The 25411-nt window shown below is 61.3% G+C and carries 22 protein-coding genes and 2 pseudogenes; 9 read left to right on the plus strand and 15 right to left on the minus strand.

Annotation, left to right across the window (positions count from 1 at the left end):
* Positions 1–56 precede the first annotated feature (56 nt).
* A pseudogene (locus AC07VF_RS01445) lies at positions 57–188 on the plus strand (restriction endonuclease); the annotation flags it as partial.
* 486 nt (positions 189–674) lie between these two features.
* Here the strand turns inward: AC07VF_RS01445 and AC07VF_RS01450 are convergent.
* Together AC07VF_RS01450 and AC07VF_RS01455 are read right to left on the minus strand one after the other, a co-directional pair.
* Entirely contained in the window at positions 675–1928 is a 1254-nt protein-coding gene (locus tag AC07VF_RS01450; RefSeq protein ID WP_495008794.1) for a glycine hydroxymethyltransferase, read from the minus strand.
* Positions 1929–1953: 25 nt separating this feature from the next.
* A complete protein-coding gene (locus tag AC07VF_RS01455; RefSeq protein WP_495008793.1) occupies positions 1954–2679 on the minus strand; it encodes a GntR family transcriptional regulator in 726 nt (241 codons plus the stop codon).
* 164 nt (positions 2680–2843) lie between these two features.
* Here AC07VF_RS01455 and AC07VF_RS01460 point away from each other — a divergent pair, with 164 nt between their 5' ends.
* The 3 genes from AC07VF_RS01460 (at position 2844) to AC07VF_RS01470 (ending at position 6333) form a co-directional block, all read left to right on the plus strand.
* A complete protein-coding gene (locus tag AC07VF_RS01460) occupies positions 2844–4055 on the plus strand; it encodes a pyridoxal-phosphate-dependent aminotransferase family protein (RefSeq protein WP_495008792.1) in 1212 nt (403 codons plus the stop codon).
* 122 nt (positions 4056–4177) lie between these two features.
* The gene (locus AC07VF_RS01465; RefSeq protein ID WP_495008791.1) at positions 4178–5476 is read left to right on the plus strand and encodes an MFS transporter; all 1299 of its coding nucleotides are present in this window, start codon (positions 4178–4180) and stop codon (positions 5474–5476) included.
* Positions 5477–5568: 92 nt separating this feature from the next.
* Positions 5569–6333 (plus strand): 2-keto-4-pentenoate hydratase, encoded by a 765-nt coding sequence (locus AC07VF_RS01470; RefSeq protein ID WP_495008790.1) that lies wholly within the window; start codon positions 5569–5571, stop codon positions 6331–6333.
* Positions 6334–6396: 63 nt separating this feature from the next.
* On the opposite strand, the gene AC07VF_RS01475 is transcribed toward AC07VF_RS01470, so the two are convergent.
* A complete protein-coding gene (locus AC07VF_RS01475; protein ID WP_495008789.1) occupies positions 6397–8073 on the minus strand; it encodes an NAD-dependent malic enzyme in 1677 nt (558 codons plus the stop codon).
* A 268-nt stretch (positions 8074–8341) separates the two neighbouring features.
* Between AC07VF_RS01475 and AC07VF_RS01480 the strand changes: the two genes are divergently transcribed.
* Entirely contained in the window at positions 8342–8926 is a 585-nt protein-coding gene (locus AC07VF_RS01480) for a DcrB/PsbP domain-containing protein (protein ID WP_282366751.1), read from the plus strand.
* Positions 8927–9004: 78 nt separating this feature from the next.
* On the opposite strand, the gene AC07VF_RS01485 is transcribed toward AC07VF_RS01480, so the two are convergent.
* Positions 9005–10174 carry an RsiV family protein gene (locus AC07VF_RS01485; RefSeq protein ID WP_495008788.1) on the minus strand — a complete coding sequence of 390 codons (1170 nt, stop codon included), beginning with the start codon at positions 10172–10174 and terminating at the stop codon, positions 9005–9007.
* 104 nt (positions 10175–10278) lie between these two features.
* Positions 10279–10914 carry a LysE family translocator gene (locus AC07VF_RS01490; RefSeq protein ID WP_423574681.1) on the minus strand — a complete coding sequence of 212 codons (636 nt, stop codon included), beginning with the start codon at positions 10912–10914 and terminating at the stop codon, positions 10279–10281.
* A gap of 305 nt (positions 10915–11219) precedes the next feature.
* Between AC07VF_RS01490 and AC07VF_RS01495 the strand changes: the two genes are divergently transcribed.
* Positions 11220–12299, plus strand: coding sequence for a diguanylate cyclase (locus AC07VF_RS01495; protein WP_495008787.1), 1080 nt, complete (start codon positions 11220–11222; stop codon positions 12297–12299).
* Positions 12300–12331: 32 nt separating this feature from the next.
* On the opposite strand, the gene AC07VF_RS01500 is transcribed toward AC07VF_RS01495, so the two are convergent.
* From AC07VF_RS01500 to AC07VF_RS01525, 6 genes are all read right to left on the minus strand, one after another.
* Positions 12332–13051 carry a hypothetical protein gene (locus tag AC07VF_RS01500; protein ID WP_495008786.1) on the minus strand — a complete coding sequence of 240 codons (720 nt, stop codon included), beginning with the start codon at positions 13049–13051 and terminating at the stop codon, positions 12332–12334.
* Positions 13052–13240: 189 nt separating this feature from the next.
* Entirely contained in the window at positions 13241–13513 is a 273-nt protein-coding gene (locus AC07VF_RS01505; RefSeq protein ID WP_192171504.1) for a LuxR C-terminal-related transcriptional regulator, read from the minus strand.
* A 392-nt stretch (positions 13514–13905) separates the two neighbouring features.
* Positions 13906–15225 (minus strand): MFS transporter, encoded by a 1320-nt coding sequence (locus tag AC07VF_RS01510; protein WP_495008785.1) that lies wholly within the window; start codon positions 15223–15225, stop codon positions 13906–13908.
* Positions 15226–15340: 115 nt separating this feature from the next.
* On the minus strand, positions 15341–17509 hold the full coding sequence (locus AC07VF_RS01515) for a TonB-dependent siderophore receptor (RefSeq protein WP_495008784.1): 2169 nt from the start codon (positions 17507–17509) through the stop codon (positions 15341–15343).
* Between the two features lie 540 nt (positions 17510–18049).
* A complete protein-coding gene (locus AC07VF_RS01520; RefSeq protein WP_495031046.1) occupies positions 18050–19216 on the minus strand; it encodes a PQQ-dependent sugar dehydrogenase in 1167 nt (388 codons plus the stop codon).
* Positions 19217–19256: 40 nt separating this feature from the next.
* Positions 19257–19598, minus strand: coding sequence for a hypothetical protein (locus tag AC07VF_RS01525; RefSeq protein WP_495008773.1), 342 nt, complete (start codon positions 19596–19598; stop codon positions 19257–19259).
* A gap of 260 nt (positions 19599–19858) precedes the next feature.
* Here AC07VF_RS01525 and AC07VF_RS01530 point away from each other — a divergent pair, with 260 nt between their 5' ends.
* From AC07VF_RS01530 to AC07VF_RS01540, 3 genes are all read left to right on the plus strand, one after another.
* Positions 19859–20695: an AraC family ligand binding domain-containing protein gene (locus AC07VF_RS01530; protein WP_495008772.1), complete on the plus strand. Its 837-nt coding sequence runs from the start codon at positions 19859–19861 to the stop codon at positions 20693–20695.
* Positions 20696–20749: 54 nt separating this feature from the next.
* Entirely contained in the window at positions 20750–21352 is a 603-nt protein-coding gene (locus AC07VF_RS01535) for a LysE family translocator (protein WP_192171509.1), read from the plus strand.
* Between the two features lie 66 nt (positions 21353–21418).
* On the plus strand, positions 21419–22420 hold the full coding sequence (locus AC07VF_RS01540) for a diaminopimelate epimerase (RefSeq protein ID WP_192171510.1): 1002 nt from the start codon (positions 21419–21421) through the stop codon (positions 22418–22420).
* Between the two features lie 6 nt (positions 22421–22426).
* On the opposite strand, the gene AC07VF_RS01545 is transcribed toward AC07VF_RS01540, so the two are convergent.
* The 4 genes and pseudogenes from AC07VF_RS01545 to AC07VF_RS01560 form a co-directional block, all read right to left on the minus strand.
* The gene (locus tag AC07VF_RS01545; RefSeq protein WP_495008771.1) at positions 22427–22864 is read right to left on the minus strand and encodes a nucleoside deaminase; all 438 of its coding nucleotides are present in this window, start codon (positions 22862–22864) and stop codon (positions 22427–22429) included.
* A gap of 61 nt (positions 22865–22925) precedes the next feature.
* The gene (locus tag AC07VF_RS01550) at positions 22926–23444 is read right to left on the minus strand and encodes a type 2 periplasmic-binding domain-containing protein (protein WP_346630678.1); all 519 of its coding nucleotides are present in this window, start codon (positions 23442–23444) and stop codon (positions 22926–22928) included.
* Positions 23445–23707: 263 nt separating this feature from the next.
* Positions 23708–24259 (minus strand): annotated as a pseudogene (locus AC07VF_RS01555) (GNAT family N-acetyltransferase).
* Positions 24260–24339: 80 nt separating this feature from the next.
* Complete coding sequence (locus tag AC07VF_RS01560) at positions 24340–25353, minus strand: ABC transporter substrate-binding protein (protein WP_495008770.1); 1014 nt, start codon at positions 25351–25353, stop codon at positions 24340–24342.
* Positions 25354–25411 lie beyond the last annotated feature (58 nt).

The following is a 25411-nucleotide window of genomic DNA, read 5'->3' on the forward strand; positions in this document are numbered from 1 at the left end:
ACTATTGTCGAAAAGCCCGATTGTAAAACTCGCCTAATTTAAGTCACACAGCGTCGCACTGTCGCAAATCCATGATGATACGTGTCGCCAGAACCGGCGCCAACGCTGGAGGGAATTTCTGGGGTTGCGTCGCTTATCCGAAATGCCGTGGAATCCGGGCGATTTTCGCGCCGATGACGGTGAAGTAACACCGCCAGACCAAATGAGCACGTCAGCCAACCCCTGACGTGCTCCGCACAAACCTCGCACCAAGCCCCAGCCGCGCAAACACGCTAGCGGCGTGATGAGATGGCAGTGTGTCAGTGACGAATCAGGTGCTGACACGATTTTCGCGGGCAAGCGCGCTCCTACAGTGGATGTGTGCTTGGCAGGGACTGTTTGGCGGCCCTCATACAAAGCGCCGTGCCGCGAAGCACTACGAAACCGAGAAAGCCCCCCCCACCCCCTCCCCGCACATAACATTTTCGCTAACAAATAGTTACCCGGGTTTCATTTGCCCCCGCCCCCCCATCGTTCCTAAAGTGGCTTCACCCCATCGAACCCGCCCAGCGCGGGAACAATGGAAATCCACACCCAAGCCGGAGAACGTCAAACGCCTGATCAGCTTTTAGCATTTTGTTTCTGTCGTTTCGCTGCGTCGTTGCTCCCGACGTGGTGCCTCCAAGCTCCAAACTTCAGCCGCTCCCCAGCGGCTTTTTTTTGCTCAGCATTTGCTGAATCCGACCTGTCATCTGCGCGCTATCAGCGACCGGCCGAGCATGCAGCCGCCCGCACACGCCGACGCGCAAAGCATTCCCCAGCAAAAGCGCCACATCCTCCATATCCCGCGCGTTCATCCCCTGCCGCGTGATGAACTGCGTCCCCAACCGCAGCGCCTGATGCCCGGCGCGGGAAGGATCGACGCAGGTGCCGATCAGAATCCCCTGCGCCTCCAACGCGTGCATCACAGCCCGCGGATCAGCATCAAGTGACAGCGGCAGTAAGAGTTGATGGGTGTGCACCTCGCCGTCATTCGCCCCTATGACAGGCAAACCCGCATCGACCAGCGCGCGATGCAGCGCCGCGCTGTTGCCGACAATACTGGTGGCATATTCGCGGCCAGTGGCCTGGGCTTCAGTGAGGGTGACCGCCAGGGAGGGCAGCCGGCCGGCGTCGTAGTTGGCGAGCAGGCGGGTGTCGAGCAACTCGCGCAGGGCCATCGCGTCTTCGGGGTCGCGGCCAAGCACCAGCCCTTGCGGGCGTCCGGGCAGGGTTTTGTAAGTGGAACTGCTGATGAGGTCGACGCCGGCGTCAAACGGATTGGGGTACGCGCCGCCACCGATCAGGCCCAGCACGTGGGAGGCGTCGAACAGTGTTCTGGCGCCGACCGCGCGCGCTGCGCTGACCACGGGGGCGATGTCGTCGGCCTTGATCATGACGCTGCGTCCGAGCACGACGAGCCTGGGCCGCGTTTGGGTGATCATTTCCGCCGCGCGCTCCGCGTCGAGCTGGCAGTTGCGGCGGTCGAACGGCAAGTCTTCAACGATGAGACCTGCCAATTCTGCAGTCCCGCCACGGCGTTGGCTCAGATGCCCACCGTGCTCGGCAGCGGGTGCGAGCACTTTGTCGCCCGGTCGGCAGTAGGCGTGGAAGATGGCCAGGTTGGCCAAGGTGCAGCTGGCCAGGCGGACTTCGGCCCATGCTGCGCCGAACAGGGTCATGGCGGCCTGACGGGTGAAGGTTTCAAGCTCGCTGACCAGCTCGGTGTCGGGCTGTTCTTTGTGACCGGTCGGGCCCATCGCCGGGTAGGCGCTGAGCGCGGGGGTGTAGGCGGCCATGGCGCGGGCGCTGGGGAGGTTGGCGCCGGCGTAGAGCATCAGGCGCTGGGTTTCCAGTTGCGGCAATCGGTCGGCGCAGGCGGCGAGCAATGCATCGAGATCACGGGGCATGGTCGGCAGCTTCCTTAATCACGAATCAACGACGGATCGAATCCGGGTGCTCGGATTCATCCCTGACCAGCAACATCAGGGCGTCGCGTTTTTCCAGCAGGTGGTGGCGCAGGATGCTGCTCAGGCGCTTGCCGTCCCGGGTTTGCAGGGCCTCGATCATTTCTTCGTGATCGTGCAACGCGCGGTCCCACTTCGGGGCCTGGTGGTTGGAGAGAAAGCGTAATGCGTGGATGCGCCGGTTCAGCGACAGGTAGACCTGACGCAGTGCCGAGTTGCGCGCGGCAAGGTTGATCAGGTCGTGGATGGCGCGGTTGCGCTGGTAGTAACCCGGCAGGTCGTTCTGGTTTTTGCTGACCACCATGGCGTAGTGCAGCGCTTTGATGTCGTCGATTTCCTGGGCGGTGATGCGCTCACAGGCCAGCTCTCCGGCGAAGGCTTCGATGCCGCTCATCAGTTCGAAGGTTTCGCGGATCTCCAGCTCCGACATGCGCGCGACGCTCGCGCCCCGGTTCGGGTTGATTTCGATCAGCCCTTCCACGGCCAGCACTTTCAGTGCTTCACGCAATGGCGTGCGGGAGATGCCGAGGGTTTCGCACAGCTCGCGCTCGTTGAGCTTGGTGCCTGGGGCGAGCACGCCTTCGGTGATAAAGCCGCGCAGGTGATCGATGACGATGTCGTGGAGGCGTTGGCGTTCGACTTTGGGCATTGGCCGGGCGTCGGGTTGAACGCTCATTTCTTTAGTATTTTGCATTCAATACATCCTTCCTGGACCCGCTCTAGCGCCGAGTCCTTATTCGAAAATGCTCCAGTTCGCTGGGGAGATTAGCGTAATTAAGCCGTTTGACACAGCATTGCCCTGTGCTAAGTTAATTTTGAATGCAAAATACAAAATTATAAAAAGACAAGGAGACACCGATGCTGAAGCTCGATTTCCACCCTGCCGGTCGCCACTTCCTTCAGATTCCGGGGCCTAGTCCGGTGCCGGATCGCATCCTGCGCGCGATGAGTTACCCCACCATTGACCACCGCGGCCCGGAGTTCGGCGCGCTGGGGCTCAAGGTGCTGGAAGGCATCAAGAAGATTTTCAAGACCGTGCATCCGGTGGTGATTTATCCCGCGTCGGGCACTGGTGCATGGGAAGCGGCGCTGTGCAACACCCTGAGTTCGGGCGACGAAGTGTTGATGTTCGAGACCGGCCACTTCGCGACGCTGTGGCAGAAGATGGCGCTGAGTCTCGGCCTCAAGCCGCAGTTCATTGGTCGGCCCGGCATTGAGGGCTGGCGCGGTGGCGTCGATGCGCAAATGATCGAAGACCACCTGCGCGCTGACGGCGGGCATCGCATCAAGGCTGTCTGCGTCGTGCACAACGAGACCAGCACCGGCGTCACCTCGGACATCGCTTCCGTGCGCAAGGCCATTGATGCGGCGGGCCACCCTGCCCTGCTGCTGGTCGACACCATCTCCGGCCTGGCCTCCGCCGACTATCGTCATGATGAGTGGGGCGTGGACGTGACCGTTTCCGGCTCGCAGAAGGGCCTGATGCTGCCGCCCGGCATCAGCTTCAACGCGCTCTCGCCCAAAGCCATCGAGGCCAGCAAAAGTGCCGGTCTGCCCCGCAGTTTCTGGGCGTGGGACGAGATCATCGAGATGAACAAGACCGGTTACTGGCCCTACACGCCGAACACCAACTTGTTGTACGGATTATCGGAAGCGCTGGACATGATCCTCGGCGAAGGCCTGGACAACGTGTTCATCCGTCACAACCGTCTGGCAAAAGCCTGCCGCACCGCCGTGACCGCCTGGGGCCTGGAAATCCAGTGCGCCGACCCGAGCGTCTACAGCCCCGTGCTCACCGGCGTGATGACGCCCGACGGCATCGACGCCGACCAGGTGCGCAAGACCATTTACGAGCGCTTCGACATGTCCCTGGGCACCGGCCTGGGCAAGATGAAAGGCCGCATGTTCCGTATCGGCCACCTGGGCGACTGCAACGACCTGATGCTGATGGCGACCCTCACCGGCTGCGAAATGGGCCTGCAAATGGCCGGCGTAAAACTGCAGTCCAGCGGCGTTCTGGCCGCCATGGATTACCTGGGAGGGCAATCGGTGCCGCTGCGACGCGAATAACGCGCCGCTCCGTCTCCACCCCGCTCCGCCCGGCTGCGGCACACCCGCAGCTTTTTTGACACATCTCACTATCCCGAATCATCGCGTTGTCAGCGAACACAATAAGAAACTGGAGATAGCACATGAAGTTTTTACGTCTGCGCCCCACCACGGTGGTGCTGTTCATGCTGTGCGCCATGTATTTCATTACCTACCTGGACCGCGTCAACGTCAGCACCGCCGCGGTCGGTTTCGGTAAAGAGTTCAACCTGAGCAAAACCGAGATCGGCATCGTCTTCTCGGCCTTCGCGTATCCCTACCTGATCTTCCAAATCATCGGCGGCTGGGTCAGCGACCGCTTCGGCGCCAAGCGAACGCTGGTGGTGTGCGGGCTGATCTGGGCCAGCGCCACGGTGCTGACCGGCCTGGCCGGCGGTTTCGTCTCGCTGATCGTCGCGCGGATACTCCTCGGCCTCGGTGAAGGCGCGACGTTCCCCGCAGCAACGGCGGCAATGTCCCGCTGGATCCCCAAGGAAAAACGCGGCTTCGCCCAAGGCATCACCCACGCCTTCGCCCGCCTCGGTAATGCGCTGGCGCCAGCAGCAATGATCGCGGTGATGGCCACGTATGGCTGGCGCGAATCGTTTTATGTCTGCGCGGCCACCAGCTTCGTCTGGGTCATCCTGTGGATGGCGGTGTTCACCGAGCATCCGAAAGACCATCCGCGCATCTCCAAACAGGAACTGGACACGCTGCCGCCGCCGAAAGTGAAATCCAGCGTCGTGCTACCGTGGGGTCGCCTGTTCAAGCGTATGGCCCCGGTCACGATCGTTTACTTCTGCTACGGCTGGACGCTGTGGCTGCTGCTCAGCTGGGTGCCGATGTACTTCATGAACATGGGCCTGGATTTGAAGGGCACGGCTATTTTCGCGTCGACGGTGTTCTTCGGCGGCGTGGTCGGCGATACGTTGGGCGGCATTGTCAGCGACCGCATTTATACGCGGACCAAGGACCTGAACAAAGCGCGCAGCCTGATGGTCGCCGTTTGCCTTGGCCTGACGCTGCTGTCGCTGGTGCCATTGATGTTCACCAAGGACATGCACATTTCCCTGGCCTGCCTGGCCATCGGTTTTTTCTTCTCGGAGATGACCATCGGCCCGATGTGGGCGATTCCGATGGACATCGCGCCGGACCACTGCGGTACCGCGAGCGGCATGATGAACACCGGATCGGCCATGGCCGCCATCGTCAGCCCGGTGGCCGCCGGTCTGTTGATCGACAAGTTTGGCAACTGGCAGCTGCCGTTTCTGGTCAGCATTGTTCTACTGGCGATTGGCGTCGTGCTGTCATTCCGAATGAAGCCGCAGAACCGGTTTGACTACGGGCAGCCGGCTGCGCCGCTGACGCCGAATGCGGAACCTGCTTCAGTGATCAGTAAATAAAGCGACACCGGAAGCCGCCTTCGGGCGGCGATCTGATCCATGAAGCTTCAGCCCCGCACGCTGCAATCGAACCCCTTCACTGGAGAACGCTTTTGGACACTGACACCCAACCTTCGCGCCTGGCGCAGCTGATCGTCGATGCGCAGAACAAGCGCAGCCTGTTAGGCGAGCTGGAATTCGACCTGAACCCGACAGACCGCGACGCGGCGTACCTCACGCAACAGAAAATCCTGCGCTTGCGTGGCGTTGAGGCCGGCGGCTGGAAGATCGGCTCGAAATCTCCGGACGGGCCGATTCAGGGCTCGCCCCTGCCCCGCGACTGCCTGTTCCCGTCGACCGGCACACTGGACCGCAGCGTCTATCCGCCGGTGGGTCTGGAGCTGGAAATCGCCTTCCGTTTCAACCGCACCTTCAGCCCCCAGGATGAGGCATACAGCGACGAGGAAGTCATGGCCGGCATTGGCGAGATGGCGGCGTCCATTGAGGTGGTGTCCAGTCGGTTTGCGGCGTGGCCGAAGATCGAGCCGCTGACGCAATTGGCCGATCTGCTTAACCACGGCGCCTTGGTGGTGGGTGATTTCGTACCCTACGACGCGTCCTTTCCCTTCGTTGAACCGACGCTTTCATTCACGCTGAATGGCGAGAGCGTTGTGCCGTCGACGGTCGCCAATCCTGCTGGCGATCCGCGCCGGTTGCTGCCGTGGCTGGTCAACCATCACACCCTCAATGGTCTGCCGTTGCCCGAGGATTTCGTGATCACCACGGGTTCTTATACCGGCATGCACTTCGCCCAGGGCATGGCTGAGGTGCTGGGACAGATCGACGGGTTGCCACCGGTTTCATTGACGCTGGCCTGACGCTTTACCTCGCTGCGATAAAAAAACCCGCCGATGTGGCGGGTTCTTTTTGCTGTGCAGCGTTTAGTCAGGGCGGCGGACATACGACCGGTAAACGGGCTGCCAGAAGTCTTTCTCAATCGCTGCTGACAATTCATCTTCCGATTGCGGTGGCGCCACACTGTCGCGCTGGGCCGCCATGCCGACGGCGAACGCGATGCGCTTGCTGACCGCTTGAACATCCCGCAACGGCGGCAGCATCTGTCCTGCCGCTGCGCACTCAGCCAGCGCCTGGGCCGACGCCATCAGCATGCCGTCGGTGACGCGTGTGGCCTTGCTCGCGATGGCGCCGAGGCCGATGCCGGGGAAGATGTAGGAGTTATTGCACTGGGCGATGGGAAAGGTTTTGCCCAGCACCTCGATGGGCAGAAACGGACTGCCCGTCGCCACCAGCGCCTGTCCGTCGGTCCATTGCAGAATGTCCTTGGGGTGCGCTTCGATCTGCGAGGTCGGGTTGGACAGCGGCATGATGATCGGCTGCGGGCAGTGGCTGTGCATGGTCTCGACGATCTGCTGGGTGAACAGTCCGGCCTTGCCCGACACGCCAATCAGCACGGTGGGTTTGGCGTTGCTGACCACATCAAGCAGCGAGGGCCAGTCGGCGCTGAAATCCCAGTCGCTGAGTGAATCGCTGGAGTGGGCCAGTCGCTGTTGGAAGTCGTAGAGGTCCGGCTGGCGATCGGTCAGCAGCCCTTTGCTGTTAAGCAGAAAGACCTGACTGCGGGACTGGGCTTCGGACAAGCCTTCGAGCTGCATGGCGGCGATGATCTGCTCGGCGATCCCACAACCCGCTGACCCGGCGCCTACAAAGGCGACGGTCTGATCGGACAAGCGCTGGCCCTTCATCTTGCAGGCGGCCAGCAAGGTGCCGACGGTGACGGCGGCTGTGCCCTGGATGTCATCGTTGAAGCAGCAGAGTTGATCGCGAAAGCGCGCGAGCAACGGCATGGCATTGGTCAGCGCGAAGTCTTCGAACTGCAGAATGGCTTCCGGCCAACGCCGCTGAACGCCTTCGACGAATGCCTGTACGAACGCGTCATATTCGGCGCCGCGAACACGCTCCTGGCCACGGCCGAAATACAGCGGATCCGCCAGCAGCGCCGGGTTGTTGGTGCCCACGTCGAGCACCACCGGCAGCGTGTAGGCCGGGCTGATGCCGCCGCACGCCGTGTACAACGACAGCTTGCCGATGGGGATGCCCATGCCGCCGACACCCTGATCACCAAGGCCGAGAATGCGCTCGCAATCACTGACGACGATGACTTTGACGTTGTCTTTGGTGACGTTGTTGAGGATCTCGTCGATGCGGTCCTTGTCGGCGATGCTGATGAACAAGCCGCGATGGCTGCGGTAGATGCGGGAAAATTCCTGGCAGACCTTGCCGACGGTGGGGGTGTAGATGATCGGCAGCATCTCGTCGAGGTGGTCGTCGACGACGCGGTAGAAGAGTGTTTCGTTGGAATCCTGGATCGAGCGCAGAAGTATGTGTTTGTCCAGATCGGTCGCGCAGGCCTGGTACTGGTGATAGGCGCGGCTCGCCTGTTGTTCGATGGTCTCGACGCGTTCGGGCAGCAGACCCTGCAGGGCCAGCGCTTCACGCTCGTCGAGGCTGAACGCGGTGCCTTTGTTGAGAAGTGGAGTACCCAACAACGTGGGACCGGCGAAAGGGACTTGCAAGGTGCGATCAGTGGCATGGGTCATGTCTGTCTCCTGTGCTTATTGTATTTTGAATTCAATGTACACCTTTGGCCTGGAAAGCCAATGCACGAATGGAAATCTGCGGTGCTTGAACTGGCCTCTTCCCGGCTGAAGCCGGTCCTACGTAGATACCCGTTCGCGCCATCGGACCGGCATTAAGGATTGCCGCTGACACCCTCACCCTCACCCTCACCCTCACGACTATCAACCTGCCATCACCCTCAGGCAAAATGCCGGACCTATGTAGGAATCATCCCCAGGAGTGGTCGGAATGCGCTTGTTCAGTTTAAGAACCCTGCTGGTCTGCACCGCGTTGGCTTCATGCCTGGGCATGGTCGGCGCGCAGGCCGCGACCAAAGCCAAACCCGCGCCGAAACCTTCCGGGCAAAAAGTCGCGATGCTCGGCGGCAAATTTGCCTTCACCCTGCCGAAGGACTACGTCAAAGGCCCCATGGAAGAGATCGACGCCAAGGCCAGAGCTGCAGGCGTCACCGGCTCGCTGTACATGAACAAGCCGGCCAAGCGCGTGGTGATCATCACCGAAGCGCCGCTGCCCAATGACCAGAAGGTCGGCGCCAACGACAAGCCAACCCTCGACGGCATCATCGCCGACACGCTGCAACAGCAGCAGTCCAGCTACAAGGACTTCAAGAAGCTGGGCGAGAAGAAGATCGTACGAAAAGGCCTCGGCATGCGTCAGCTGGATATCTCAGGGAGCGTAGACGGCGGTCGGGTGCTGAGCACGACGATTACCGCGGCCTACGGCAAACGCACGGCGATGGTGAACGTGATCTCCCTGGCGAAGGATGCCAAGGCCCACGCCGAGGTGGTCAAGGGTGTGACCGGCGGGAAGTGAGGGTTGCTGCTTTTGCGGCAGCGGTTGCAGCCGAAAAAGCAGCGATGTCAGATCATCAATCTGATCACGTGGGCTTGATCATTCCGGCAACGTCAGTTTGGTCCCGCCCGGATGCGCCTTGATCACGCTGTAAGGCACGGTCGACCATTCGGGACTTTCACACGCGCGCATGACGCGAGCGAAAGAGGGGCCGAACACGATGCCTTTTTCAGTGAAATACCACGACGGAAACTCCCAGACCGACGGGTCTGTGTAGTCGCAGCCGTCTTCGGTAGCAGGCTTCACCATGTCTGCAGGGTGCGCCGCTTTTAACTGCTCAACGAGCCAGGGGGCGAAGGCTTTGCCGCGGTAGTCCGAATACGTGTCGAAACTCACACCACCTTCTTCATCACGTTCGTAATGAAACGGCGCGCCTTTGCCGACCCACACCACATCTTCCAGCGTCAACTCCTTCCCCATGCTGGCATCCAGATTCAGCGGCGAGTCGCCGAAGTCCGGGTGCGCGCCGCCGCAATCATAATCGGTGAAGACGCTTAGGCTCACGATGCCAGGCGTCAGCAAGCGCGGCGTGACCGTCTGCGCAAAATCACCACCGTTGCGACTGGCATTGAGCATGCACTGGTTGTAGCTGACAACCTCCTGCCACAAGCGCGAGCGCAACTGCTGATTGATTCCTGCGGCCTGCTCCGGCGCGTAACCCGACGTGATTTCAAACATCGAGACGCCCGACTCCGGCTCGACCCACCATTGCAGCCCGTGGCCCATGAACGTGGCTTTTTTGTCTGCCTTGAGCGGCAGGTGTGTGAGCCGCAGGTAGTCATAGGTCGACTGTTTGTAAATGTCCTGCCAACCCGGTTCGGCGGAAGCATCCGGCGCGGTGACGGCGCGCTCGGCCAGTTGCACCTTGTATGACTTGCCCTTGCTGCTCCAGTCCCCGGTCCAGGTCGCGTCCGGATTTTTATGAAGGACCAGCTTCGGCAACTTGGCTTCGTCGTCGTAGCTCAAGCCCTCAGTGAGCGTCAGATCATTGCCTTTGGAAGTGCCGGAAAGCGGCAGGTCCTTGTGGTACTTCTCGTAGAAATAGCGGCCCGTCACGTCTTCAGCGCTGGTGAGGTCCAGCTCGACGACGATGGGTGATTTACCCAAGGTGCCTGTCAGCACATGGACCGCATTCTCGGCGTGCAGGGTAAATGGCGCGATCAGCGCGGCGAGGCAGGTGATACGCAAAACGGAAAGAGAAACAGGCATCAGACGTCCCTTGTGATGATGCTAACGAGTCGGGCCAGTAATCTCCCGAATCGCGGAGCGTCTGGCAAGGGCCAGCCGTAATTCCTCGAAGCGTGACAGCGCGGTTACCGCCTGCCCTCCGCCGCCATCCGCACCGCGAACCCGAACAACACCGTGCCCATCAGCCAACGCTGCACGGTCGCCCACCCGGGCTTCTGGGTCAGAAAAACGGCGATGGAGCCCGCCGCCATGGCGACCGTCGCATTCACACTCAGGCTCACCAGAATCTGCGCGCTGCCCAAGATCAGCGACTGGCTGAGCACGCTGGTGCCGTTGTCGACGGTGATGAACTGCGGCAGCAGCGACAGGTAAAGCACCGCCACTTTGGGGTTGAACAGGTTGGTCATCAGGCCCATCAGGAACAGCTGTCGGTTACTGTCCTGAGGCAAATCCCTCACCTGAAAAGGCGAGCGACCGCCCGGTTTCACGGCCTGCCAGGCGAGGTACAGCAAATACACGACACCCGCCATGCGCAGTGTGTCGTAGGCATACGGGACCGCCATGACCAGGCCGGTGATGCCAAAGGCCGCGCAGAGCATGTAGAAGATAAAGCCGACTGCCACGCCGCCGAGGGAGATCAGCCCCGCCTTGCGCCCTTGTGAGATGGATCGCGAAATGACGTAAATCATGTTCGGCCCTGGCGTCAGCACCATACCGAGGGCTATCAGTGAAAAAGCGATGAGGTTCGAGAGTTCGGGCATCGTGGGCTCCTGCCGGCGTGACGGAATATGCATCCGGACCGCGCCGAATTGCCGCCCCATTTCAGCCAACCTTTGTAGAACGGTCTATACACAGATGCCCGGAAAACACGCCATGACAGACGACACCCAACGCTGAGCCAAACGACACATGCATCACCTCACCCTGTGGCGACAGCCGGCGTGAATTATTTGCTCAATAGTGGCAAAGGGCTCTTCCCAGCGTCCCGTTGGCGAGGGACACTCGGAGTCGTTGGTCGTGACCGATGTGGCAGTCGGGATGCAGCGTCACAACCCGGTGAAGCGCTATGAACACTTCGGTCCCAAAAGGTCTCTCCTTCGCCAGACGCATGTACCTGCCGCGCAGTATCGGTCTGGGTATTGGGTTCTTCGCGGTGGCTGCAGCGCTGTACCCTTCCCATCCGCCGGCCTGGGTGTGGATCGCCATGATCGCCCACGGTTACGGCTGGCCGCACCTGGCTTACCTGCTCGCCAAGCGTTCACGTCACCCGTACGCCGCCGAACGCCGCAACATGATTTATGACTCGCTGGGCGGCGGCTTCTGGGCGGGGGCGATGGGGATCAGTCCGTTGCCCACCGTGACGGTGCTGTCGATGATGGCGATGAACAACATCGCGTCCGGTGGTTTGCGTCTGTTTGTATTGGGTTCGCTGGCGCAGGTAGCAGGCGCACTGGTGGCGTACAAGATATTCCTGCCGGCGTTGTTTCCGCATGTCACTCAGCTGCAGGTATTCGCCTGCCTGCCCATGCTGGTGATCTACCCGATGGCCATCGGGCTGGTCTGTTATCGCGTGGCCGTGCAGCTGTCCAGAAGCAAGAAAGCGCTGGAAAAGCTCAGCACCACCGACAGCCTCACAGGCCTCATGAACCACGGCGCGTGGAAGGATCGACTGGCGCTGGAGTTCGATAAATGCCAGACGCTCAATCGCCAGCACAGCGTGGCGCTGATCGACATCGACCACTTCAAGACCATCAACGACACCTACGGCCACATCACCGGCGACAATGTGCTCAAGCAACTGAGCAACGCGCTGTCCGCCAGCCTGCGGCAGACCGATCTGGCCGGCCGTTACGGCGGCGACGAGTTCTGCGTCATTTTGCCCGACACCCCCCTGACCCAGGCGATCGAGATACTCGAACGCCTGCGCCGCACGGTCCACGAGCACGCCCACTCGGCGCTGCCCGATCTCAAGCTGAGCCTGAGTATCGGCGTCGCGGCGTACGGCGCGCACCAGAACGACGCCGGCATGTGGCTCCACGAAGCCGACATGGCGCTGTACGACGCAAAAAGCGCCGGGCGCAATCGGGTCACACCAGCGCAGCCGTCCAGCAAAGCGGGGGCGCGCGAGGGTGCTGCGCTGGGGTGAGTCAGCGACGTAATTGAGGTCCGAAAGATTCGCTATTCACTGCAGGCCATGGCATCGGTCGGTGCCTTGACCTGCTTGAGCAGCTCAAGCGGTGTCATGCGTGACAGCAGATTGTGCAGGCTGTCGCCCAATATCAACGGCCCATATAACCCTTCTTCCCGATCCAGATGCGTTTGCTGCACGTCGCGGTAGGCCTCGGGGTAGATGCTTTTTTCGATCGGCAGCAGGCGGTCGTAATGTTCGAGCAGGCCGCGAAAGACGATGCGCCGCTCGGTGACGCCGCGGGTGGTGGCGATGAGTTTGATGAAGAAATCCGAGTCGCTCTGACGCATGGCTTCGTACGCGGCGTATCGCTCCGCCAAGGTGTATGCGTCGGTCTCGTTGAACACCACGCAGCACAGGTCCTGACGCGAGCGTGAGCCGAACGGGTTGTTCACCGCGCGCCGGCGATTGCTCTGCGCCAGCGCGAAGGCCACCGCCCGTTCGGCCTCGTTCATACGCTCTGCGCTGCCAAGGCTGGAGAGATCATCCAGCGCAGGAGCCTGACGCCCCAGTCGCTCGACCTCTGCGCTGAAGGTGGCAAACACGCCATGGGGCCCGAGCCATCGCTTGTGCAGCTCGCTCAGTTGGTCTCGGGACAGCCGGCTTTGCTCATCGACCAATTGCTGAAACGCGGACGAGGCGTCCACATTAAAGTCTGCATCGATGCACGCTTGCTTCAAGGGCTCAGAGGTTGCGATTTGAAGGGTCATCGATTCCATCCTTATTATTGGTTGTTATTTTGGGTGCGCCATGGCGAGCACTTTTATTGAAAAAACAAAAAAGCACTGGCAGCGAAGTAGTAACGCAGAAAACCGCGCATCGCGAAATCAACTTCACCGTAGCAAATCACGCTGCCGACGGATTGGAAGTTTGGTTATCAAATTGGGTTAATTATGCACTTACCGTTCAACGGAACAATCCGTCAGATGTAGGGGTGGGAGTAGTTTTTTCTTTCGAGACGCCGTGATGTGCAGTGCAATGAGCTGTGCGCGGTTCTTCACCTCGTTCTTTCGCAGCAACGCTGAAACGTGGTCGCGGGCCGTGTAATCACTGATCCCCAGCCGCTGCGCGATGTCTTTGTTGGTATGCCCCTGCAGCAATAGAAGCAGGACTTCCTGCTCTCGGGGAGTGGCTTTGTTCAACCGTTTGCGCTTGCGTTCTTCTTCCAACATTGGCCCTCAACCGTCTCCGCGACTTGCCGGCCATGGCATTACATCTGCCAGGGCCGTGACATTGTTTTTATTGATATTCAGGTTTTTAGCGCTTTAATCATTTACACGGTCAAGCCCGGTTAATAACCGAACAATAACAAGTAAATTTTCCTACAGATATTTGCGAAGCATCCCTACTTAAACACGCAGACAAGGTATTCGAACACGCCCCAAATGCAGGCCGTGTGGATATATAAAAGCGGGTCAGTTGTATAGACGGGGACAATAAACGCTGCAAATGATAATTACAATCATCTGTTACAAATCAGCGGGTCAATCTGAGCTGTAATGGCACGGATTTGAAATCCGCACCATCGAGTCGACACGGGCGCCATTGCGACGCCCTCGCTCTTTCAGTTTCCAGCCTGCACTACCCGCGGATCATCGACCTGCATGCCCTTGCGCAGGCCGAAGAACATGGCCGTCACCAGACCGACCGCGCCCATGATCACGCAATAGCCCACGCACACCCACGGACTCCACGGCATCAAGGCGATCAGCGCCAGCGGCGTGGTGCTTGCCCACAGCGCGTAGCTGATGTTGTAGGTCAGCGAGATGCCGGAGACGCGAATATTCGCAGGGAACAGTCCGACCATGACCGAAGGGACGACGCCGACAATGCCGCAGGCCAGACCGGCCACTGCGTAGGCGAGGCTCAACGGCAGCCAGTGACTGACCAGACTAGCGTAGAGCACGCCAACACCGATGGGCAGCAACAGGCTGTACAGCACCACGCCGCGCCAGGCGCCAATGCGATCGACCAGCATGCCGGCCAGCACGCAGCCGATGTTGAGGAAGACGATGCCGACGCTGCTCAGGGCGAAGGTGTCGCTGGGGCTCATGCCGAAGCGCTGCTGCATCACCGTAGGCGTGATGACCACCAGGGTGACAACAGCGGACGTCAGCACGCAGGTCAGCAACGCAGCCGGCAGCAGAGATTGCCGGTGCTGGCGTAGGACAGCGCGCAGCGGCAGTTCAGTCATGCCCTCGCGCTGGGCGTGCATCGCCATGAACACCGGCGTCTCGCTGAGCCAGCGTCGCAGCCATACGCCAATGACGCCGAAGACGCCGCCCAGCAGAAACGGGATGCGCCAGGCGTAATCGAGGATTTCGGCGTGGCTGAACACTTTCGCCAACCAGGTCGCCGTCAGCGCCCCGATCAGGTAACCGAAAGTCAGACCGGCTTGCAGAACACCCAGCGCATAACCGCGATGGCCCTTCGGTGCGTGCTCGGCGACGAACACCCAGGCGCTCGGCACTTCGCCGCCAACGGCCGCGCCCTGAAGGATGCGCAGCGCCAGCAGGATCAGCGGTGCCCAGTAGCCGATTTCAGCGTACGTCGGCATCACGCCGATCAGCAGACAGGGCAGCGCCATCATCAGAATGCTGAGGCTGAACACGCGCTTGCGACCCAGTTTGTCGGCGAAGTGCGCCATCAGAATGCCGCCCAGCGGCCGCGCCAGGTAGCCGGTGACGAAGATGCCAAAGCTTTGTAGCAGGCGCAGCCACTCGGGCATTTCCGGCGGGAAGAACAGCTGACTGAGCGTCAGGGCGAAAAACACGAAGATGATGAAATCGTAGATTTCCAGCGCCCCGCCCAGTGCCGCCAGGCCAAGAGTTTTGTAGTCTCCCCGGCTGATGGGTTGTGGGCGCGGTCGAAGAATGGCTGTCATGAAAGACCCCAAATCACAGGTTGAAACGCACTTGGGTGCGACAAAGGCGCGCAGGATAACAAAGCTGACGGCTTGCGGGCGGATCGCTGACGGCTGACGCGTTTCAGCGGCTGATTTAAAAATTCACCGTCGCCGAAACCCGCGCCGTACGCGGTGCGCCGAGGAACAGGTAATCGTCCCCCAGGTATTCGCCCGCGTCGCGCCAGTAGCGCTTGTCGAACAGGTTGTCGACGGTCAGGCGCAAGACCGTGTCGTAGCCCTCGATTTTTGTGGTGTAGCGGCTGCCCGCGTTGAACACCGCGTAGTCATCGACTTTCACCGAGCCTTCGCGGTTGGCGAACTTGCTGGAGCTGTATTGCACGCCGCCCAGCAGCGCCAAGCCTTGAATCGGCAGTGCGTAATCCGCTGACAAACTGCTGCGGAATTTCGGCACGTTGATCGCCTGATCTTCGTAAGCCGCTGTTCCGCTGTCTTCAACCCGCGCGCGAATGGCCGCGACGCTGGCCGACATCTGCAGCTGGGAGGTCACGTAGCCGTTGGCGCTCAGCTCGACGCCGGTGTTCTTCTGCTGGCCCTGCTGGACGAAAGTCAGGCTGCCGTCGTCCTGGGGTTTCGAATACTGATAGGCCTGACGCGTTTGAAACACCGCTGCGGTGAAGCTCATGCGGCGCCAGTCGTATTTGACCCCGGCTTCCAGTTGGCGAGAGATCGTCGGCGCGAGGATTTCCCCGACATTGCTGTCGAACACCGACGCCGTGCCGCCCAGGGACAAGCCTTTGCTGTAGCTGGTGTACAGCGAAACGTTGTCGATCGGTTTGTAGATCAGCGCAGCCTGGGGCAGGAAGATCGAGCGCTCGGTGTGACGGTTCTCGCTGCCATCCTCGTTGTAGGCTTTTTCGTCGAGCTTCACTTCACGCCCGCCGATCACCATTTGCCAGTGTTTGTTAAAGCTGATGCGGTCGGTGGCGAAAAGCCCGTACTGACGGCTGTCCAGGCGCCGTTCGGTGTGGCCCACGGACAGCTCCGACGGCGCGAAGGTTTCCGGCGTCCCGTGGATGTTGCCGGAGCCGACGTATTCGCTGAAATATGGCCGAGTGTCGACCGTGCGCCGGAACGCGCTGCTGCCGAACGTCAGCTCATGCTTGAGCCAGCCGGTGTCGAACAGGCCGGTCATCGACGCTTCAACTTCATCGTTGCGCCGCGTGTCGTCCGGGCTGCGGAAATCGTAGATGTCGTAGCCGCCGCTCGGCGTAAAGTGCCCGGTCAGCGGCTCGGCAGGGCAGTCGCTCTGGTAATAGCAGCCGTAGGCGAAAGCGCTGTAGTCGTCGATGACCACGCGGCTGCGAGATGCGATGAGGCTGGCTTTCCAGTCGTCGCTGAGGCGGTATTCGTAGCGGCCGGTCATGTTCAGCGAGTCGATGCCCACCGGATTCGAGCCGCTTTGATAGCCCAACAGTTTGCGCGGTGAGGCGTCGTGGGGCAGCTCGGTGCCGCCCAGCAACTGATAGCCCGGCACCGAGCGCTGTTCTTTGGTCTGGTATTCGACGTCGAGCTGCAGGGTGGACTGGTCGTTGATGTTCCAGTCGAAGGCCAGCGAGGCGAAATCCCGTTGGCCATTGGCGTGCTCGACGTAAGAGCGAATGTCCTCGTGGGCGACGTTGGCGCGCAGGCCGAATTGTTTCTCGCTGCCGAACCAGCCGCCGACGTCCGTGGCGATGTAGCGCTCGCCGTGCTCGTTGGTCGAGACCGTCACCGAGCGCACGTCTTCCGGGCGCTTGGTCTTGTAATTGATCACGCCCGCAGGCTCGGACACGCCACTCTGCAGGCCCGACAGCCCCTTGAGCAGCTCGACCTGTTCCTTGTTTTCCAGTGCCACGTTCTGCTCACCGGTGATGCTCCGCCCGTTGATGCGGTAGCTGTTGGCCGCATTGAGCGAGAAACCGCGCACGACGAAATTCTCGTAGTAACCCACCGGCGCATAGCTGTCGCCCACCGACGCGTCGTTGCGCAGGACATCGCTGAGCAGCTTGGCCTGCTGGTCCTTCAGCCGCTCGGCGGTGAACACCGATATCGAGGCCGGCGTATCGCGCAGCGGCGCTTCGCTGAACCCGCCAACCGACGCGCTGCTCGCCTGATAGATCGACTCCTGCTCCCCCGTCACCCGCAGCGCATCCAGCGTCACCGGCTCGGCTTCCTGAGCCGCCAGCCACGGCGAAGCGAAAGCGATACTCAGCGGCAACAGCCGACGGGTGAAACCGGCAGCGGGACGGGACGAGGTGATCATCGGCGGGTGAGTTCCTGGTGATGGACAGTCGGGCAGGGAGAAACGCAAGCCAGTTCGGCGGCGCCTCTTTTACGTTCTGCGCGGCGTTTTTACAACCGGGATTGACTTGGAATTCGGTGTGCAGGTGATTTTTGCAGGACCCGCTTCAGCCTGGAGGGCTGCGGTACTGATGAGAGAGATATGTCGAATGTACTGGCCCCTTCCCGGCTAAAGCCGGTCCCACAGTCCATTACTGGCTGGAATAGAGATGGTGAGCAGGACGAGCTTTTGTAGGACCGGCTTCAGCCGGGAAGACTACGGCATTGGCGAAACAAATGCGTTGAACGTACCGCCCCCTTCCCGGCTAAAGCCGGTCCTACAGTCCACTTCTGGCCGACATAGCAATTTCGAATGGGACGAGCTTTTGTAGGACCGGCTTCAGCCGGGAAGACTGCGGCATTGGCGGAAAAAATGCGTCGAATGTACTGGCCCCTTCCCGGCTTAAGGGGGTCCTACTAGATGCAGTTAATCAGGCGCTTGGGCGATAATTTCAAGGTAGGGCTATTGCTCCACCTTCAACCCAACCTTCAGCAACTTTCCGTCATCCTCGTCCGTCAGCACATACACGTACCCGTCCGGCCCTTGCCGCACGTCGCGGATGCGGGACTTGAGCTCACCGAGCAAACGCTCTTCGTGCACCACCTTGTCGTCCTTGAGCTCCAGACGAATCAGCTCCTCGGACGCCAGCGCGCCAATGAAGACGTTGTGGTCCCACGCCTTGAACGTGCTTGAGTCGTAAAACGCCATGCCACTCACGCCCGGGGACTTCTCCCACACGTGGAAGGGATTTTTCACGCCCTCGACGATCTTGCCTTTGGACTCGGCAATCGGCTGGCCGCTGTAGTCGATGCCGAAGGTCGAGATCGGCCAGCCGTAGTTGGCGGCGCGTTCGATGATGTTGATTTCGTCGCCGCCACGGGGGCCGTGCTCGTTGGTCCACAGCGTGCCGGTCCAGGGGTTGAGCGCGGCCCCCTGCTGGTTGCGATGGCCGTAGCTCCAGATTTCCGGCCGCACGTTTTGCTGGCCGACAAAGGGGTTGTCCTTGGGCACGGTGCCGTCGGGGTACAGACGCACGACCTTGCCCTGAAGCTTGTCGAGATCCTGAGCCGTGGCTTTGTCGTTGTTTTCGCCCAGCGCGATGAACATATAACCGTCGCGATCAAAGACGATGCGCGAGCCGAAGTGGTTGCCCACCGATAGTTTCGGCTGTTGCTGGAAGATACGGGTGAAGCCTTCCAGTTGGGTCATGTCTTCCGAGAGTCTTGCGCGCCCCGCCGCCGTGCCGCCGGTTTTACCATCGCTCGCGGCCTCGGAGTAGGTCAGGTACACCATGCGGTCCTTGGCAAAATCCGGCGACAGCTCGACGTCCAGCAAACCGCCCTGCCCTTGCACCCAGACCTTCGGCACGCCGGAGATCGGCGCCGACAGTTTGCCGTCAGGCGTCACCCGACGCAGGTTGCCCGTACGCTCGGTGACCAACATGCCCTGGGCGTTCGGCAAAAACGCCACGGCCCACGGATGCTGCAACCCGCCGACGACCTCATCGACGGTCAGCGTGCCAGTCTCGCTCTGGTAGGTCGCGGCAGTGGCCTGCACGGAGAGGCCCAGTAATGCGGAGGCGCATAAGGTCGCTAGCAAGGTTTTGCGGAGAGATGTGGTACGCAACATAGGCGATTCCTTCGAAATGGAAGAGATGCTGGCAGTGGTTTCAGTTGCTGCGGTGTTCGGCATCGCCGCTGGGCCGAGCGGGTTGCTGCCGGGTTGGATAACCGTTGCCGACGCCACCGTTTTCAAGGGTGGGCGGACGGGTTTGAGTGGGCCCTGGATTAGGCCCTCCGACACGTGGTGCGATGGATTCGGTGCCCTGACGGCTGTTGGGGTTGGCGCGGCGGACGGCGCCGTTGTCGGGAACGTTGATCGAGCGGCTCGGATACCCTGCGGCCGCCAGAAGCGGCGGCGAGTGCGCGGTGTGATCATCAGCCTGCGCCAGGCCAGCGGATAACAGCCCGCCGAGCAAGACGACGGCGAGGCGTCGCGGAAAAGGGTTCATCATTTACCTTCTGTGGGATGGGTAACGATTCCGGTCTTTGATGGCGATCGAGCGCGTAGGTTCGCGCTGTCACGGTGGATGAGCAACGTGTAGGACCTTTCGCTTTGTAACAAGAGTAGTCGGCGACCCGCCGGACCTTCACGCGCGCCGACACTTCGTCGCCCGCTGCACGATTCTTCCAGACCTGCCGCAAGCGGCGCGGTAACGTATTCAGGATTGACTGTTCCCCTATCAAAACCAGCCCCTTCTGAGGCCTCGCAATGTCCGACCGTAACTGGATCGAGCTCAAGCAGGACGCTACGTCCGGCATCGAGACAGTGCGCGCGCATTTCGAGGGCCATGCCTACGATCCGCACTGGCACGACAGTTATCTGGTGGGCATCACCGAACAGGGTCTGCAGCAATTCAATTGCCGTCGACAGCAGCACAACAGCACGCCGGGCAAGGTGTTTCTGCTCGAACCGGGCGACATCCACGACGGCACGGCTCCGGAAGCGGGCGGCTTCACCTACCGCACGTTGTACCTGGATCCGCGCTGGCTGGACCGGGAATTGCGCGCGCAGTTTGAAGAAGCGCCGGACAACGCCCAACTGACCTTCGCAGCGACGCTGGCTGAAGACCCGCGCCTCGCCATCGCCACCGCCGACGCATTCGAAGCGATGCACCATGATGAACTGCGCATCGTTCGCCAGACCGCGCTGGATCACCTGCTCGCCAACCTGACCAGTCACTTGCGCTGGCGCACCCTGATCGACCCCGATCCGCGCCTGCCATTGGTGGCCCAGCGAGCGCGTGATTATCTGCACAGCCACTTGCATCAGGACATCGGCCTGGACGATCTGGCGCAGGTGACAGGCGTTGACCGCTTCCGCCTGAGCCGCGCGTTCAAGGCCGCATTCGGCCTGGCGCCCCACGCCTACCTGATCCAACTGCGCCTGACCCGCGCCCGGCATCTGCTGGCGCGGGGCGAGGCGCCTGTCAGCGTCGCGGCTGCGTTGGGTTTCGCGGATCAAAGCCATCTGGGCCGCTGGTTCCAGCGCGCCTATCGCATGACCCCGGCCGACTACCGCCGACGCTGCTCAAACGTTCCAGACTGACCGCCGACTGCGCGCCGATCATTGCTCCACGATCAATGACCGCCGAGTGGCCTTATGCAAACCCTCCTGCCCTTTCTGCTGTTCGCCTTCGTCGCTTCCATCACGCCCGGCCCGACGAACATCCTCGTACTGACCAACAGCTCGCGCTACGGCCTGCTCCGCACGTTGCCGATTGTCCTCGGGGCCTGCGCCGGTGCGGCATTGCTGGTGCTGATGGTCGGCACTGGGCTGGGGGATGTGCTGGTCCGTCATCGACAGGTGCAAACGCTGATGTCATGGGTCGGCATTGGCTGGCTGACCTGGCTGGCGTGGCAGATTTTCACCGCGCCCGCCGAAGCAGTCGACACGACGCAAACCCGCAGCGGTCCGACTCTGGGCTTGTGGGGCGCGGCGAGCCTGCAACTGGTCAACCCGAAAACCTGGATGATGGCGCTGGCCGTGGTCAGCGTCTTTGCGGGCACCGACGCCGACCGCATGCTGCGGGTGATGTGGCTGTCGCTGGCGTTCTTCCTGGTGTCGATCCTGTGCATGAGCGCCTGGGCCTACCTGGGCGTCAGCGCCGCTAAATTCTGCCGCTCGGCGCAGAGCATGAAGCGCTTCAATCAAGTAATGGCGGTGTTGTTGCTGGTATCGGCGTGGTTGACGTTGGTGGTGTGAAGGGCGGGCAGCAACGCGCGGGTCGGCGTGATTTAATGCGCGCTGACTCCCTGATCCGGACTGACCATGGCTCGTTTCTACGACGCTCGCGGCAATATCTACGCGGTGATTGCTCCCGATGCCCTGCGCACCCTCGGAGTTCTCCTTCCTCACTCACCGACGGAAGCCGCCACTCGCCGCCACGCCTGGACGGCTCAAGCCGTCGCAGTGATCTGTGACTGGCCTGCTGGCCAGCGCCCACCCGGCAGCAAATCTCATCGCTCGGACGGTCTTCTGGTCGGCCCGTTTCAGGACGCGGCGCCGTTCGACCTGTTGATCGTCAACACCGACGGCACCCTCGCCGAACGCAGCGGCAACGGCCTGACCATCTTCGCCCAGTCACTGACCGACGCAGGCCTTATCACCGGCAGCGCGCCGTTCACCCTGCGCGTTCATCACGACAATGCTGACTCGCCCAGCCCCGTTGCAACCCAAGCTGTCCCGGCAACGGTCGAAGGCGTGAATGGCTTCTGGCTGGACATCGGCGCGCCCGGTTTCGGCCCGCAGGCAGTGGGCGCGACAGGAACCGGTGTCGGCAGAGCGATGCTCAATGAGCGGGAGGTCAACCGGGTCGAGCGCGTGGCGGAATTGCACCCGGCATGGCAGACCAGCGTGTTCGTCAGGGTGGGCAACCCGCATTGCGTCACGCTGGTGGCGGATGTGGATGATCTGCCCAGCTTCGAAAACCTTCACCAAACCGAGTTGAACGCTGCCCTGACCCGCATCGCTTTCGTCGCTGGGGAATCAGGAAGCGGCGATCCCTGCGCTGGCGGGGTCAATCTGCAATGGGCCGCGCGCCTGGGAGCGAATCGAATCGCAGCGCGCGTGTTCGAACGGGGCGAAGGCCCGACGGCGTCATCCGGCACCAGCGCCAGCGCGGTTGCATCGGCGGCGTGGCTCTGCGGTTGGGTTGAAGCAGGCCTGGTAGAAGTGGTGATGCCCGGCGGCACTGCGCCGTTGCGCCTGATCGAGCGCGACGGGCAGTTGCAGCAGGTGCAGTTGTTCGGGACGGCGCGAGTCAAAGCCTGACGCTGACTACTCGCCAATGTCCTCAGTCCATAGTTCAGGCTTGTCGGCAATGAACTGCTTCATCAGTCCGACGCAGGTCTCGTCGTGCAGCACATTCACCTCCACGCCACGGGACTTGAGCAGCTCTTCTTCACCCATGAACGTCTCATGTTCGCCGACGATGATTTTGCGGATGCCGTACAGCAGGATCGCGCCGCTGCACATCGCGCAGGGCGACAGGGTGGTGTAGAGCGTGGCTTCGCGGTAGACGCGGGCGGGCTGGCGGCCGGCGTTTTCGAAGGCGTCCATTTCGCCGTGCTTGATAGCGCTGCCTTCCTGGACGCGACGATTGTGGCCACGGCCGATGATCTTGCCGTCGTGGACGATGACCGAGCCGATCGGAATACCGCCCTCGTCCAGGCCCTTCTGCGCTTCATCAATGGCCGCTTGCATGAACGGGTCCATGGTCTCTCCTTTCCTTCGTGACGGGGGATGATCGAAAAAACGCTTTAGAACAAGCGCGCGCTCAAGGCTTGGCTTTTTTCAGCGCGTTGTCCAGCGCGGTGGACACGTAAACCTTGAGCAGCTCGCTGGAACGGTCCTTCATGTCAGCGCCAACGTCGCGCTGCTTGTTGCGGAATTTGTTGGCGACGTCTGGCGCGGGGTCTGCGGCGTCCAGTGCTTGCAGCTCTTCGGGGCTGAACGATGCGGCGTAGGCGGCCGCAAGGTTGCGGTCCCATTCCTGCTGATACTGCGGCTGCAGGCTTTGCAGTTCGTCCTGCACGATTTCCTGCGCCTTGGTGCGGCCGACGGTTTCGACGATCGTGGCGAAGGTCACCGTGTGGGAAGCGACTTGGTAACCCAGCCAGCCCAGGCTTTCGCCCAGATGCTTATCCTGCACGAAGCTCAGCGCGGAATCTGCGGCCACGGGGGCAGGTGCGGTTTCGCCGGCCAGCGTCACGTTCTGCAGGGCCATCAGGCCCATCAACGTCAGTCCGAGTGACGCCTTCATCATCGTCAACGCTGTCGATCTGCAATATCCCATGTCCTCTCCCGGCGACTTTTTATCGGTGATCAACGCTTTGATTGTCAGCTGGACGCTAACAGTTGAGGGGCGAGATATCCATCCCGGCTGCGCAGGGAAACGTGTAGGACTGGCTTTAGCCGGGAAGGCGCCGGATGTCACGCCACACAATCAAGAGTGCCTGCGCTGGCCTCTTCCCGGCTAAAGTCGGTCCTGCGGGGTCTTGAAAAAGCCGGCCCTACGGGGATCGCGTACTTTGTGGGACCGGCTTTAGCTGGGAAGGCTCAAGCCAATTCTGCTGAGCCACCCAGCGCCCACTGCTGTGCGGTCATGCGGTAAATCCTCACGCCCTGGCGATGATACTGGCTGTGGACGAACCCACCGAACCCGAGTTTTTTGATCACATTGACCGATGCAAAATTAGTCGGCTGGACGATGGCGATCAGCGATGACAAGCCCAGCTGTTCAAAGCCATAAGCCAGAGCACCGCGCGCCGCTTCGGTGCCAAAACCCCTCCCCTAGAACCCGGTTGCGAGCCGGTAGCCAATCTCGATCTCGTGCTGCTCATCCACCAGCTCGGCGTTGAGACCGCAGAAACCAGCCAGGGTTGAGGTGGATTTTTCCACCACCGCCCAGGGACCAAAGCCACGTTCACGGTAGGAAAACCGACACCAGTCGATGAACTCGCCGGTGGCCTTTTCCGACAACGCGCCCGCCACCGAATGCCGCATCACCTCGGCATCGCCCAGGATTTGCGCCAGCGCCGGGGTGTCGTCAGGGGCGAGTTCACGCAGGATCAGGCGTTCGGTATGCAGAGGAATGAATGAGGGGTTCAAGAAGTGTCACTCGTGCATGGACGGGATTGCCTGTGGGACAAGCGGCGGCCCGCTTGTCCCACAGTTTGAAGAGAAAGCGCTTACAGGCCCGCCTTCACCTTGCTGACAACCTCAGCCGGCACCCAGGCGGTCCAGACGTCCGGGTGATCCTTCAGGAAGCTTTTCGCCACAACGCTTGGCTCCAAGCGCTTCTCACTCATCTCGCCCAGGGTTTTGTTCAGCTGGTCGATGGGCAGGTCCACCTTCTCGAAGAAGCTCACCAGATCCGGGTACTGCTGACGGAACGGTTCAGACACGCCAATGGCCAAGTGCGCAGCGAGGGAGCTGGAGCCGATCGGGTTGGGATTGCTGGCGTCGGTGAGGGTTTTCCAGGCGGCTTCGTTGAACGGTGGCTCTTCCAGCTTGATCAGCTTGAAGCGACCCAGCAGCGGCGTCGGCGACCAGTAGTAGAACAACACCGGCTTGCCACGGCGGATGGACGATGCGACTTCAGCATCCAGCGCCGCGCCCGAACCGGTGCGGAAGTTCACGTAGCTGTCGTTGAGCTTGTAGGCCTTGAGCTTCTGGGTGTTGACGATCTCGGACGTCCAGCCGGTCGGACTGTTGAGGAAGCGGCCCTTGTCCGGGGATTCCGGGTCCTTGAAGACGTCTTTGTATTTGGGCAGGTCCGACACCGATTTCAAGTCCGGCGCCAGCGGCTTGATGCCGCGTTCCGGGTCGCCCTTGATGACAAACTCCGGCACCCACCAGCCTTCGGTTGCGCCTTTGACGATGTTGCCGAGGCCGTGGACCTTGCCTTCAGCCTCCGCCTTGACCCACGCAGGGCTGCGTCCGGCCCACTCTTCGCCGATCACCTGAATGTCGTTCTTCGCCAGCGCCGCTTCCAGACTCACCGTGCTGCCGGGCAGTTTGTCGGTGGGATAGCCGTAGCCTTTTTCCACGATGGTGCGCAGGATTTCGGTGATCAGGCTGCCGCTCTCCCAAGTGATGTCACCGAAATGAATCGGCGCGGTTTTTTCTGCGCCGTACGCCGAGCCCGTCAGGGCAGCCAGTGCCAGCAGCGAGCCGCCCAGCAATTTTTTGATTGGTGTCATGGATGTCTCTCGTCGCTCGGGGATGGGAGGAGCTCAATCGGTTTGGCACAGTTGGCCG

Source organism: Pseudomonas sp. GW821-FHT02H06, from assembly GCF_059421525.1.